This is a genomic window from Nonomuraea sp. NPDC048901, from assembly GCF_040649695.1.
GTDB lineage: Bacteria > Actinomycetota > Actinomycetes > Streptosporangiales > Streptosporangiaceae > Nonomuraea.
The window spans coordinates 78413-91343 of sequence record NZ_JBEZFW010000015.1 but is presented as its reverse complement, the minus strand read 5'-3'; the positions used below and the strand labels follow the sequence as shown (position 1 = coordinate 91343).

9 protein-coding genes are annotated in these 12931 nt (G+C 70.8%); 7 read left to right on the top strand and 2 right to left on the bottom strand.

Translation table 11 applies throughout. The features are described 5' to 3' along the window. The first annotated feature begins 8 nt into the window (after positions 1-8). Genes AB0C30_RS40570 through AB0C30_RS40550 form a run of 5 tightly spaced genes read left to right on the top strand, consistent with a single transcriptional unit; the run spans position 9 to position 4712 of the window. Positions 9-1301 carry a glucarate dehydratase family protein gene (locus tag AB0C30_RS40570; RefSeq protein WP_357954086.1) on the top strand — a complete coding sequence of 431 codons (1293 nt, stop codon included), beginning with the start codon at positions 9-11 and terminating at the stop codon, positions 1299-1301. A gap of 22 nt (positions 1302-1323) precedes the next feature. Beyond that, a complete protein-coding gene (locus AB0C30_RS40565; RefSeq protein WP_357954085.1) occupies positions 1324-2313 on the top strand; it encodes a tripartite tricarboxylate transporter substrate binding protein in 990 nt (329 codons plus the stop codon). Then, the gene (locus AB0C30_RS40560) at positions 2310-2819 is read left to right on the top strand and encodes a tripartite tricarboxylate transporter TctB family protein (RefSeq protein ID WP_357954083.1); all 510 of its coding nucleotides are present in this window, start codon (positions 2310-2312) and stop codon (positions 2817-2819) included. Before AB0C30_RS40565 ends, AB0C30_RS40560 begins: the two co-directional genes overlap by 4 nt. 16 nt (positions 2820-2835) lie before the next feature. After that, positions 2836-4335, top strand: coding sequence for a tripartite tricarboxylate transporter permease (locus AB0C30_RS40555; RefSeq protein WP_357954081.1), 1500 nt, complete (start codon positions 2836-2838; stop codon positions 4333-4335). After that, positions 4332-4712 carry a universal stress protein gene (locus AB0C30_RS40550; RefSeq protein WP_357954079.1) on the top strand — a complete coding sequence of 127 codons (381 nt, stop codon included), beginning with the start codon at positions 4332-4334 and terminating at the stop codon, positions 4710-4712. The genes AB0C30_RS40555 and AB0C30_RS40550 overlap by 4 nt, the downstream gene beginning before the upstream one ends. 129 nt (positions 4713-4841) lie before the next feature. Here AB0C30_RS40550 and AB0C30_RS40545 read toward each other — a convergent pair whose 3' ends face one another. Both AB0C30_RS40545 and AB0C30_RS40540 read right to left on the bottom strand, forming a co-directional pair. Next, complete coding sequence (locus AB0C30_RS40545; protein ID WP_357954077.1) at positions 4842-6155, bottom strand: hypothetical protein; 1314 nt, start codon at positions 6153-6155, stop codon at positions 4842-4844. Positions 6156-6347: 192 nt separating this feature from the next. Then, positions 6348-6671, bottom strand: a complete 324-nt coding sequence (locus AB0C30_RS40540; protein ID WP_357954075.1) for a hypothetical protein — start codon at positions 6669-6671, stop codon at positions 6348-6350. A 330-nt stretch (positions 6672-7001) separates the two neighbouring features. On the opposite strand from AB0C30_RS40540, the gene AB0C30_RS40535 reads away from it, so the two are divergent. Next, the gene (locus AB0C30_RS40535) at positions 7002-7868 is read left to right on the top strand and encodes a DUF4132 domain-containing protein (RefSeq protein WP_357954073.1); all 867 of its coding nucleotides are present in this window, start codon (positions 7002-7004) and stop codon (positions 7866-7868) included. Between the two features lie 47 nt (positions 7869-7915). Beyond that, the gene (locus AB0C30_RS40530; protein WP_357954071.1) at positions 7916-12895 is read left to right on the top strand and encodes a DNA-binding protein; all 4980 of its coding nucleotides are present in this window, start codon (positions 7916-7918) and stop codon (positions 12893-12895) included. Positions 12896-12931 lie beyond the last annotated feature (36 nt).

The following is a 12931-nucleotide window of genomic DNA, read 5'->3' as shown; positions in this document are numbered from 1 at the left end:
ATCCCCATATGTCGCAACCCATCCCTCGGATCGTCAAGGCGACCGTCACGCCGATCCTGATCAGCGACCCGCCGCTGCTCAACGTCCTCGGCGTGCACCAGCCGTACACCCCGCGCACCATCGTCGAGCTCGAGACCGACAGCGGCGCCACCGGGGTCGGCGAGACCTACGGCGACACCGAATACCTGGAGGTGGCGCGCAACCTCGCCAAGGCCGTCATCGGCCGGCCGCTCACCGCGCTGAACGGGCTGCACGAGCTGGCCTACGACTCGGCGGGGCTGACGCCCGGCACGATCAACGAGTTCGACCCGGCCGGGCTGCGCGGCAGCCGTACCAACGAGAAGATCGTCCGCAGCGTGGTCTCGGCCTTCGAGGTCGCCAGCCTGGACACGCTCGGCAAGACGCTCGGCCTGCCCGTGCACGCGCTGCTCGGCGGCAAGGTGCGCGACCGGGTCGACTACAGCGGCTACCTGTTCTACCGCTGGGCCGAGCACCCGATGGAGGACGCGCCGCGCGACGACTGGGGCGCCGCCCTCGACCCCGAAGGCGTCGTACGCCAGGCGCGGCGCTTCACCGACACCTACGGATTCCGCTCCTTCAAGCTCAAGGGCGGCGTGTTCCCGCCCGAAGAGGAGATCGCGGCCATCAAGGCGCTGGCCGAAGCCTTCCCCGACCACCCGCTGCGCCTGGACCCCAACGGCGGCTGGTCGCTGGAGTCGAGCGTGCGCGTCGCCGAGGAGCTCGACGGCCTGCTGGAGTACCTGGAGGACCCGACCACCGGCATCGACGGCATGGCGCAGGTACGCGCCAGGACCGGCGCGCTGCTGGCCACCAACATGTGCGTCACCACGTTCGGCGAGATCCCCGAGGCGTTCGCCAAGGACGCCGTCCAGGTGGTGCTGTCCGACCACCACTACTGGGGCGGCTTGCACGCCACGCGCGAGCTCGCGGCGCTGTGCCGCACCTACGGGGTCGCGCTGTCGATGCACTCCAACACCCACCTCGGCATCAGCCTCGCCGCGATGACCCACGTCGCCAGCGTCATTCCGGACCTGGAGTACGCCTGCGACAGCCACCGGCCCTGGCAGACCGAGGACGTCATCACCCAGCCGCACCGCTTCGTCGGCGGCGCCCTCGAGGTGTCCGACGCCCCTGGCCTCGGGGTCGAACTCGACCGCGACGCCCTGGCCACCCTGCACGAACGCTGGAGCGAGCTCAGCGGTTTCCGCGACAGGGACGATGTGGCCGCCATGCGCGTGGCCGACCCCACGTGGGTCCAGCCCCCGCTTCCACGCTGGTGAAAGAGAGAACACTCTGATGAGAATGTCATCCACGATCGGCCTGCGCATCGGTGGCGCCCTGCTGGCAGTGGTCGCCATGTCCGCCTGCTCGGTCAAGGGCGGCGGTGCCGGCGATGGCGCCGCCTACCCCAGCAAGGCCGTGGAGTTCACCGTCCCGACGGAGCCGGGCGGCAGCACCGACCTGGTCACCCGCGCCCTGGCCAAGAGCATCGAGAAGCCGCTCGGCAAGCCCGCCGTGGTGGTCAACAAGCCGGGCGCCAACGGCAAGATCGCCGGTAAGGACGTCTTCAGCAGCAAGCCCGACGGCTACCGGGTGGCCGTGATGCCGCAGTCGTTGTTCGCCATCGGGCCGCTCATGGTCCAGGACCCCGACGCCATCAAGCTCGAGGACATGACCTTCGTCAAGGGACTGGCCGTCGAGGACTACGCCCTGGTCGTGCCGGCCACCTCGCCGTACAAGTCGCTCAAGGACCTGCTCGCGGCCGACGGCATCAAGTACGGCACCACCGGCGCGGGGACGGGCAGCCAGCTGTCGCAGGCCCTGCTGTTCGGGGTGGCGAAGGTGAAGGCGACGCCGGTGCCGTTCGACGGCGGCGCCCCCACGATCACCGCGGTCCTGGGCGGCAAGGTCGACGCGGCGTCCGTGCAGATCGCCGAGGCCGCCAAGCACGTCCAGTCCGGCAAGCTCCGGGCGCTGGCCGTGTTCGGCACCAAGCGCGTCGAGGCGCTGCCCGACACGCCGACGGCCACCGAGTCCGGCTATGACGTCGTGGTGGACCAGCGCAGGTTCGTGGCCGCGCCCGCCGGGCTGCCGGCCGACGTACGCGACAAGCTGGCCGGCGCCATCGACAAGGCCATCGCCACGCCCGAGTACGGCGAGCTGCTGAAGTCCAACTACATCGGCCGCTGGGAGGTCGGCGGCGATGAGGTCAAGACGCAGCTCACCAAGGCCCAGGGCGAGTTCGCCGCGCTGACGAAGAAGCTCGGGATCGACCTCACGGGCCAGCAATGACCAGCGTCGTACCCGAGGAAGGCGTGCCGGAGGAGGACGGGCTTCCCACCCCGCCGACTCCGGCCTACGCCCGCCGGCAGAACATCGTCGCGGCGCTCATCCCGCTCGCCATCGGCGTGATCACCGGGATCATGTCGTGGAGCCTGGGGGTCGGCACGCTGTCCAACCCGGGCCCCGGGCTGTGGCCGCTGGCCGTCAGCGTCGCCATGGTCGTGACCGCGGCGGTGCTCGTGCTGCGGTCCGGGCCGACCGGCGAGGAGGAGACCTTCACCCGCGAGGCCCTGATCGTCGTCGTCGCGGCCGTGTCCCTCGTGGGCTACGCGCTGCTGTTCGAGCGGATCGGCTTCGAGATCCCCACGGTGGCGCTGCTCGTCCTGTGGCTGAAGGGACTCGGACGAGAGGGCTGGCGGATGACCGTGATCATCTCGCTCGGCTCGACCGCCGTCCTTTACCTGCTGTTCGTCACCGGGCTGGGCGTGTCACTTCCGCACATCCTGCCCTTCTGAACCAGATCGGCTGACCATGGATTTCTTCTCCCCGGTGATCGCCGGGTTCGGGGTCGTCTTCCAACCGGAGAACCTGTTCTACTGCCTGCTCGGCGTCACGCTGGGCATGCTCGTGGGCGTCCTGCCCGGCCTCGGGCCCGCCGCCACGATCGCGATCCTGCTGCCGGTCACGTACAACATCGAGCCGACGGCCGCGATCATCATGCTCGCGGGCATCTTCTACGGCGCCCAGTACGGCGGCACGATCACCTCGGTGCTGCTGCGGCTGCCGGGCGAGGCGTCCAGCGTGGTGACCGCGATCGACGGCCACGAGATGGCCAGACAGGGGCGGGCCGGCTCCGCGCTCGGCATCGCGGCGATCGGCTCCTTCATCGGCGGCACGGTCGCGATCATCGCGCTCACCTTCGTCGCCCCGCTGGTGGCCGGGTTCGCGCTGGACTTCGGCCCCGCCGAGTACACGGCGCTGGCGCTGCTGGGCATCCTGCTGGTCTCGACGCTCGGCACCGGCTCCACGACCAAGAGCATCCTGATGGCCACCGTCGGCCTGCTCCTGGCGACCATCGGCCAGGACCCGCTGGCCGGCACCTCGCGCCTGACGTTCGGCAGCGACCAGCTGCTCGACGGCATCGACTTCGTGATCGTCGCGATGGGCCTGTTCGGCGTCGGCGAGATCCTCTACAGCCTGGAGTCGCTGCGCGGCAAGAGCGCCCCCGCGCCCAGCGTCGGCTCGGTCTATCCCTCGCGCAAAGACCTCGGCGAGTCCAAGGGAGCCATCACCCGCGGCTCGTTGGTGGGCTTCATCCTCGGCATCCTGCCGGGCGGCGGGGCGACCATGTCGTCGATGGTGGCGTACGCGGTGGAGAAGAAGACCGCCAAGCACCCCGAACGGTTCGGCAAGGGCGCCATCCAGGGCGTCGCCGGACCCGAGACCGCCAACAACGCCGCCGCCACGTCCTCCTTCATCCCGCTGCTCACCCTGGGTATCCCGGCGAACGCGACCATGGCCATCATGTTCGGCGCGCTGCTGCTCCAGGGCATCACGCCGGGGCCGCTGCTGGTGCAGGAGAAGCCGGACCTGTTCTGGGGCGTCGTCAACTCGATGTACGTCGGCAACATCCTGCTGCTGGCCATGAGCCTGCCGCTGATCGGGATCTTCGTCAAGATCCTGCGCATCCGAGCGGCGATCCTGGCGCCGCTGACCATCCTGATCACCATGATCGGCGTCTACACCGTCCGCCTGAACGTCTTCGACATGTTCCTGATGGTCGGCCTCGGGATCGTGGGCTATCTGATGAAGAAGGTCGGCTTCGAGCCGGGGCCGTTGGTGCTGGCCTTCGTTCTCGGCAGCCTGCTGGAGTCGTCCTTCCGGCGCTCGATGCGCCTGTTCGACGGCCAGCTGACCGGCTTCTTCGGCCAGCCGATCGCCGCGACGCTGCTGGTGGCGATCCTGCTCATCATCGTCGTCCCGCCCCTGAGCCGGGCTCTCCGTAAGCAACGCAGAAAGGCCACAGCATGACGGTCATCGTGGGATATGTGCCCAACCCGCTGGGCCGGGTCGCGCTCGAGCACGCGATCGCGGAGGCCGCGCTCCGAGGGGCGCCGCTGAAGATCCTCAACGTCTCGCGGCCCGGCGCCTACGTCGACGCCTCGACCGCGGACGCGGCGGAGATCAAGCGCCTGGTCCCGGAGGAGGTGTCGTACGACTTCGAGCAGGTGGCCGAGGACGACGTCGCCGAGGCCGTGCTCGCGGCGGCGCAGGCGGCCTCGGCGAGCCTGATCGTCATCGGGCTGCGCAGGCGCTCACCGGTCGGCAAACTGATCATGGGCAGCAGCGCCCAGCGGATCCTGCTCGAAGCGAGCTGTCCGGTGCTCGCGGTCAAGGAGCCGGGTTGACCGGCATCCATCCCGGGCCGGTGATGTGGCCGGGATGGATGACGGTGGCCGGGAAGCCGTCACGGTGGGCGCGGTCGAGCAGGTGCGCCTCGATGGCGGCCTTCTGACGGCCGTAATGCGCGATCGGCCTCAGTACTCGTAGGCCCCGGCTTCGATGGTGCCGTTCCCGCCCACCGGGGCTCCGTCCAGGTCGATGGGGTTGAACTTCTTGACGCCGAGACCGATCGCCGGGCTCCCGCTCAGCAGCCGCAGGGGCCTGCTCGGGTCGGTGTCGAACTTCGGGTCCTTGCGCACGTTGGCGGTGCCGGCCGTCATCTGGTACTGGCCGCCGTAGAAGACGTTGTGGTCGTTGGCGGTGAAGGTGGAGTCAGCGTAGGCGCTCTTCTTCCCGGCCACGACGATGTTCTGCGAGAGCTTGAAGTGCGCGTTCGTGCAGCTCGCGTAGCAGACGACGCCCTCGGCGTCGGAGTTGGGCAGGTTCATCGAGTTGTTGCGGAACACGGTGCTGAAGACCGGGCCGTTCGTCTCGATCTCGCCGTTGTCCTTGACCGGGCCGCGGGTGACGATGCCGGAGCGGGTCCTGTCTCCGTAGATGCCGTTGTACTCGAAGACGTTGCCGGAGGTCCCGTCGGGGTCGTTCGTCGATCCGTCGTCGTTGCGGCTGGTGCCCAGCTCGGTGAAGGTGTCGTTGTCGAGCGCGAGGTTGTGGTGGACGTAGTTGCGGGAGCCCATGAAGATCTCCACCGCCGCGCCGTCGAACTCGTAGTCGTAGCTGAAGGCCACCGATCCGGTGATGGTGTTCCAGCCGATGTTGGAGTCGTCGCCCTGCACCAGCATCGCGAACGCGCCGGAGTCGTCGTTGTCGTTCTCCTCCTGCGGCGTGAGCTTGCTCATGAAGTTGTTGTTGACGAACTCGTTGCTGGTCACCGCGGTGTACCGGGCGCTCGTCTCGATGTAGACGCCCGCCGCCGCGCCGGTGATGTAGTTCTGCTCGATGACGTTGTTGCTGCCGCCTACCTTGATCCCCGCCCACGAGCAACGGCCCTGGTCCGAGTCCACGCCGACCTGCAGGTTGTAGACCTCGATGTGGCTGCCTCCGAGGTACAGGCAGGCCTCGATGTCGTCCTTGAGCACCGGACGGGCGCCCGTGCCGTAGGCGTCGACGACGATCGGGTTGTCCGCGTCGCCCGACTCGGTGATTTCCAGCTGCCCGGACCACGTGCTGCCGCGGCTGAGCATGAGCTTTTCGCCTGGCTCCAGCTTCGCCGCGGACGCCTTGGCCAGCGTCTTCCACGCCGTTTCCGGGGAGTCGCCGGCGGCCGAGTCGTTGCCGTTGACGCTGTCGAGGTAGTAGGTGTCGATGTCATCCGCGGAGGCGGGGGCCGCGACGGCCCCCGCGAACGCTAACGCGAGGGCCGCCACACCCGCCGCGTACGACGTCAAGTTTCGGGTCGATAAATTCCAGGCGCGCAACTGAGTTCTCAGCCTCCTGATCGCGGTGACGAAGAAGCCGGATGAAGATCATCTGGCTTGCGGGGTCACTGTAACCGCGATGCCTGGATAATTTCGACACCCAAAATGACCATTTTGTATCCGGAACATGTAAGGAAGCCGAATACCCTCCCCAAAGGGGCGTTAGACGATCACCCTGCACACCAGGGCGTCGGACGTGCCCCGCCTGGCGCTCATGACGACCTCCGTGGTGAGGAACTTGCACGCCAGGTAGGGGTCGCCGGATCCGGCGTACTGCGGCGGGCCGCCGGTGCCGCTCGCGTAGCACCTGAGGCCGCCCGCCTCGTAGAAGCCGATCCACGAGGCCGAGCTGACCTTCGCGTGGCAGTAGTCGCCGATCGACGTCGGCCCGAAGGTGACGTCCACTTCGGCCGCCTGGGCGGGCAGGGCGAGGGTGATCAGGGTGGCGGCGGCGACCGAGGTCAGGGTGAGGACGCGACGAAGCACGGCGACTCCAGATTCGGGGGGTTGGACGCTTCATCCGGAGTATCTATTAGGAAAGTTTCCTATGCAATATGTCCGCGCATGGGAAAAGTCCCGGTATTCAGCAGAAAACCTGTACCGTACCAGCCATCTCTGACGGATCACCGCATTTCGCAGGCGACAAAACAGCCCGCGAACGGCTCGCCACCCCACCCCCGTGCGCGCCGTCGGAGCCTCTGGAGGACCGCGAACGGGTTTGTCGGTCGGGGTCGCTAACGTTCGGCGCAGTTGCACAGCAGGGGCTGGAAAACCCCTGCTCATTCGACGTTCGTGCACGGTGAAAGGCGGGGACCGTTGGGTTGGCTGGCAGCGGGCGACGGGTATGAGGTCGCCCTCATAGAGGGCCGGGTGGCGGCGCGAGCCACCTCCGGCCGGGCGGCGGGACGGCAGCTGAAGTCGCTGCCGAAGGCATTGCGCGATCACCCCGAGGTGGACCGGCTGCGCCGCTTCGCCGAGTGGCTCGACCGGCACGCCACCGCGTGCGTGGCGCAGGTGGACCTCTGGATGGTCTCCTCCCTGCCGGTGCCGACCGGGCTGCTGGCCCGCGTGTGGCCGGACGAGGCGTGGCAGTCGGCCCTGCGGGACCTGGCCGTGGTCGGTGACGACCCCGACGAGGTCGGCTTCCTGCGGGACGCCACCGACACCGGAGCGCTGCGGGTGGTCAACCTCGACGGCGAGACCGTACGCCTGTCGCCGCGGACCGTGACCCTGCCGCATCCCGTGCTGCTGCCTGACCTGGACGACCTGCGGGAGTTCGCCGCTGAGCTGGGCGTGGTCCAGAAGGTCGAGCAGATCCACCGGGCCACCTGGCGCAAGCCCGCCGACCTCAAGGCGACGGAGACGGCCGTGTCGGAGTTCTCCGGCGGCACCTACGACTCCAGGTTCGGCCTGGCCGCGCGGGCGACCGCGCTCGGCTACCGGGTCTCCGGCGGCTACGCCACCTGCCGGGTCCGCGACGGCGGCAGCCTGTCGGAGGCGACCGTCTGGATCGGCGAGCCCTACTGGGACGGCGAGATGACGACGGGCGACCTGAGCTGGCAGGACCTCGACGGCAGGACACTGCCGCTGCGCGAGGTCGGGCCGGTGGCCTGGTCGGAGGGGATGCGGATGGCCGCGGCGCTCTACGCCGGGCGGCGGGTCGAAGAGGGGAAGGACGCGTGACCATGTTTCAGGCCACCATGTCTCAGGCCACCATGTCTCAGGCAACCATGTCTCAGGCAACAGAACCGCAGACGGCGTCTCAGGCGGCGGAGCTGCTGAAGGCCGGTGCCGTGCTGCCGCTCGGCACCGAGGGGGGCGGCGAGCGGGCGGTGCCGATGACCGCCCGTACCTACCGCCATCCCGGGCTGGACGACCGGGTGGTCGTGCGGCTGGTCGCCGGGGAGCTCGGTTCGGCCGAGGACCTGGCCGCGAGCTTCCTGGGCCTGGCGCCCGACGGGGAGCCCGCCGAGGTCGGCCTGGGCCTGCGGCGCTCGCTCGGCTTCCCCGAATGGGTGCTCGTGCACCACCCCGAAGACGGGCATCACGCGCTCGCCGTCGTGCCGGAGCTGGAGCGCGCGGCCCGGCAGGCGAAGTCCAAGCCGAAGGCCGCGCTCGACGCCTACCAGCAGCTGGCCGCTCAGCTGGCCGCCTCCGTGCCCCACTTCCTGCCCACGTTCTACGAGCAGAGCGGCCGGGTGTTCCTGGGCGTCGAGAACGCCGTCTACGCCGCGCAGATGTTCGCCAGCGCGCGCCGGGCCGAGGCGCAGCACGGGCTCGCCGTGGACGAGGACCGGCTCGACGAGGTGTTCCTGGAGTTCGCGCTGGCGGGGGCGCTGCCGGTCAAGGTGCTGTCCGGCTACGCGAAGGAGCTGGCCACCCGGGTGACCGCCGACGAGGCGCTGCGCCGCTTCACGCGGCTGTGCGTACGGCGCACGGCGGGCGGGCTGCCGCCGTCGGCGCAGATGACGACGGACCTGCGCCGCCTGGCCAAGGCCGCCGGAGTCGACGTGGACGCGGGGGAGCAGGCCTACCTGGCCGAGCTGCTCGCCCTGCCGGCCGCCCATCGGGCCGCGACGGGCTGGTGGAAGGCGCACCGTACGGGGATCGCGGCACTGGCGTCGCGCGAGCCCGAGGTGCGGGTGACGCTGCTGAACATCATGCCGCAGGCCCGGGACAACGAGCTGGCGGGCCTGTGGCTGGAGATCCTCGAGGCGTCCGGCGCCACCGCCGGGCTGGTCTCCGGCGAGGTGCCGGAGCGGCCCGGCGACGGCACCGCCGGCTGGCTCGAACGCTTCCTGAAGGCGCGCAACTACGGCTGGCGGGTGCCGTCCCGCCTGCCCGCCCTCTACACGCTGGTGGAGCGGGCGGCCGACCAACTGCGCGCCGAACTGACCGCGCAGCGGCGGACACTGACGGTCACTTACGACGTCGACCTGCTCGACCTGCTGCTGGCCCTCGACATTCCGGTACGCGATCCCGATGACGGCGACTCGCTGCGGCTGGAGCCCTGGGCGAAGGGGGAGGGGCAGCGCGACCTGGTCGCCCTGGCCGCCGACGCCCGGTTCCGGCCCTCCTTCGAGCGCGCGGCCGACGGCTTCAGCGACGACGAGGACGGCCGGCGGGCCGTCCGCCTGCTGGCCACCTCCCCCGGCGGCCGGCCGATGCTGGCCGAATGGACCCGCAAGGTGGCCCTGCGCTCCACGGCCGCCGGGCTGCCGGACCTGCCCGACGCCCTGCGGCGGCTGGCCTGGCTGCCGGGCGAGGCGCTGGTCCTGGCCGAGGACGACGTACGCCGGGCGGCGGCGGCGCAGATCGCGCCGGTGCTCGCCCGCACCCTGCGGGCCGGGCTGTTCGACGAGCTGGGCTGGCCGGCCTGGGAGGAGGCGGCCGCGTCGCTCGTACCGAAGAAGGACGTCGACGACATCGTCGTCGCCGACGCCTGGCCGTACCTGCTCACGGCGGGCGCCGCGCAGGCCCGGGTGCTCGGTCCCGAGGGCACCGTGCTCACCCACGACCTGCGCATCCCGTCCGGAGACACCTGGAGCGACATCGGCCTGCACTATGTGGACGGCGAGCTGCTCGTCTACTGGCAGTCCCGCGACCTCGACTATCGGCTGCGCGGCTACTGGCACACCACCCCTGACCGCCTCCACCCGATGGAGGGCGCCACCAACACCCGCGGGACGCGCATGGACTGGTACCGCGGCGACGACGCGGTCACCCTGCCCCTGCCCGGCGGCGGACGGACCACCGGTCAGGGGGTGCTGCACCGTGGCGACACGGCACTCCCCGAGGAGTCGTCGGTGATCACCGACGGCACCTCCTACTGGGTGCGGACCTGGGACGGCTCCGATTACGGCACCAGAGACTGGTACGAGTACGACCCGGCCGGCGGACAGGTGGGCAGGAAGGGCATGCCCGCCTTCCTCGCCGACGCGCTCCGCGACGCCCCGGCCGGCAGCGAGTTCCACGCGGGATGGGTGCTTCCCGCGCCCTCGGACGAGGCCACCCCCGTGGGCACTCCCGTGGGCGGGCTGTTCGGCTGGCGCGTGGTGCGCCTGCCCGACGGGTCGATGCGCGGTGAGGACATCTCCGGCCGTACGTTCACCCTGGCGCCCGACGCCGGGACGCCGGCGCGCGTCCTGATGTTCCCCGGGGACGACCGGCCGCGGACCATCGTCAAGGGGGGCTACCGGCTCAACCTGGTCGATCCGGACGGCGTGGTCACGGCCGTGGCCCGCACGGACGACACCCCCGGCCACTTCGCCATGGGCAGCCTCATCCTGCCGCCGGTGCGCTACTGGTGCTACCTGCGCCCGAGGGATCCGGAGGGTTCCGCGGCCCTGCGCGCCCTCGACCTGGAGACCGCGGCGGCCCTGCTGGCGGTCGCTGGGGAGGAAGACCTGGAGGCGCGGATCCGTACCCTGCTTCCGCAGGTCAGCCATGACGCGCTCGTGGCCGGCATCGCGGGGGTCGTCCGCTTCGCCGGGACCCAGCAGACCTCGCTGCACACCGTCGCGGCCAGGCTCGCCGAGGCGCTCGCCGGCGGACACCAGGAGCAGGCGCCCGCCGGTCCCGCGGACTCCCTGCTCGACCAGGCGCTCCGGGGGCTCGGCGACTTCGTCGAATACTCCTGGCGCCTGCGGGCCGACGGCGCCTTCCAGCAGATCCAGACGATCGGGCGGCGGCTGGCGTCGGCGTCGGCTCCGTCTGAGCCGGCTCCGTCTGAGTCGGGAGCCTTGGCGTCTGGAGTGTCGGCGTCCGGAGGCTCGGCGTCGGGGCGTTTGGAGCCGGGCCCCGCACTGGCGGCCTCGTCCTCGTCGAGGTTGGGCCGCACTCACCTCGACCTGCCGGCCCTGCCGGACTCGGGTCTGCGATGGGATCTGGTGCTCGACGACACCGCCGCCCTGGCCTTCCGCGTCGCGACGGTGACGGTCGAGGAGGAACACCGCGCCACGCTGCACGAGCTGCTCCGCGTACTGAGCGAGCTCGGACTGCCCACCACGGCCGATCCGTCCCGCTGGCGACGGATGGACCTGCACCTCGACAAGCGCCATCTGATCAAGCCTGACGGCAACTGGCGCGAGGGCAACTGGCTCGGGACCCTGCCGCTGGAGGATGGCGCGTTCCTCGCCTTCGTGAGCTCGGGATCCCCGGACGACTCCGGCTGCGTGTGGACGGTGCTGTTCCACGACCCGGCCGGGCGGTTCGACGTCCCCCACCCCTATACGGCCCGGTCCTCGGTCCCGGTCGGGGTGGCGCGGGAGGCGGGCTGGCTGGAGGCGTTCTTCACCGAGCTGGCCGCGCGGGGACCGGCGCCCTGGCGGCCCGAGGCGGCCGAGGAGTTCGCCCGGCTCACCGGCGTCTCCGAGACGATGGCCCGGCTCATCGTGGCGGGTCTGCCGTCCGTGGACACGCACGAGCGCAACTTCCTCACCAAGGAAATCCGTACCACGATCGGCGTGAAACTAGCCGATGCCACCGTGGCAAGGGACGAGCTGCGCAAGACGGACGCCGGCATCCGGCGGGCGGTCGTCGCGGCGCTCCTGCCCAGCGACCCGGCCCGGCTCTGGAGCGACGGCCCGGACGTGGCCGCCGGGGCGGCGCTGTGGAACGACAAGGTCGGGTCGCAGGCGGCGATTCCCGAATGGCTGCTCGGGGAGGCGGCTCGCGCGGTGCGAACCGGCTGGGACACGAGCCGGGCACTGCGGGCCCTGCTCGACCCGGCCGCCTCGCCGGAGCTGAGCCACGACCTGGCCTGGACCGTACGCGGTGACCGGGTCGCACCCGTCGACGACAACGCCACCGGGTTCACCACGAGCTCGCTGGTCGCGGCCGTCACCACCGCGCGGTGGCTGGCGTACCGGCTGCCCGCCGGAGATCCGATCCGGGCCGCGCTGCCGGCGGCGCTGGCCGCGGTCCGCGACCGGCTGGCCAACCCGGACCTGATGCTCGACCTGGGCCGCTACGTCGACCTGCCCGCGTTCAGGAAGGCAGCGGGAGCCCCGACCGAGACCGGCCAGGGCTACGAGAGATACGGCGCCGTCGTCATGGCCACCCATGACGACAGACCCGCTCCCGGCATCCGCGTGGCGTTGCTGGACGCGGCGGGTGAGGATCCGTACCTGCGCGCCCTGCTCGGCACCGAGGAGCCGTTCCCCGTCGAGATCGCGTTCCGGACCGCCCGCGACCCGCGGTTCGCGGCACTGCTCGCCGACCCCGGCGACCCGGTGCAGGGGGAGCGGGACGCGGACGGGACGTGGTGGCCGCAGGATCCCACCCGGTCCGTGCCCGATCTGGTCATCGAGGTGGCGAAGGAGTACGGGCTCGGCGAGGACGCCGCGGCCCACTACCTGATGCTGCTGGCCCTGCCCGACCCCACCGACCGCAACATCGCCCGGTGGACGGGCTGGAAGCCCGCCCGCCTCAAGGCGGCCCGCGCCGAGCTGGCCGCGACCGACCTCGTCGTCGAGGCGAGCCGCAGCCGGGCGGCGCGCACGCTGTTCCTGCCCGGCGGGTGGGCGGAGCAGTCGGCGCCGCTCCTTCCGCTGGAGCAGTGGAAGCTGGCCATGTTCGACCTGACCACCTTTGACGGCATCCCGATCGAGCCCGTCGCCGACCTCTACGCCAAGGCGTGGCAGCGGGTGCGCGACGGCGATGTTCCGCGCTTCGAGGAGCTCAAGGTCAAGCGCGGACGGCGACGCTGAGCCCGCACCCTCCCCGACTCTCTTAAGGACTTCACC

Bases quoted from the DNA above. Each gene is read 5' to 3' on its own strand.
- AB0C30_RS40570 (WP_357954086.1), top strand. From the start codon at position 9: ATGTCGCAACCCATCCCTCGGATCGTCAAGGCGACCGTCACGCCGATC.
- AB0C30_RS40565 (WP_357954085.1), top strand. From the start codon at position 1,324: ATGTCATCCACGATCGGCCTGCGCATCGGTGGCGCCCTGCTGGCAGTG.
- AB0C30_RS40560 (WP_357954083.1), top strand. From the start codon at position 2,310: ATGACCAGCGTCGTACCCGAGGAAGGCGTGCCGGAGGAGGACGGGCTT.
- AB0C30_RS40555 (WP_357954081.1), top strand. From the start codon at position 2,836: ATGGATTTCTTCTCCCCGGTGATCGCCGGGTTCGGGGTCGTCTTCCAA.
- AB0C30_RS40550 (WP_357954079.1), top strand. From the start codon at position 4,332: ATGACGGTCATCGTGGGATATGTGCCCAACCCGCTGGGCCGGGTCGCG.
- AB0C30_RS40530 (WP_357954071.1), top strand. From the start codon at position 7,916: ATGTCTCAGGCAACAGAACCGCAGACGGCGTCTCAGGCGGCGGAGCTG.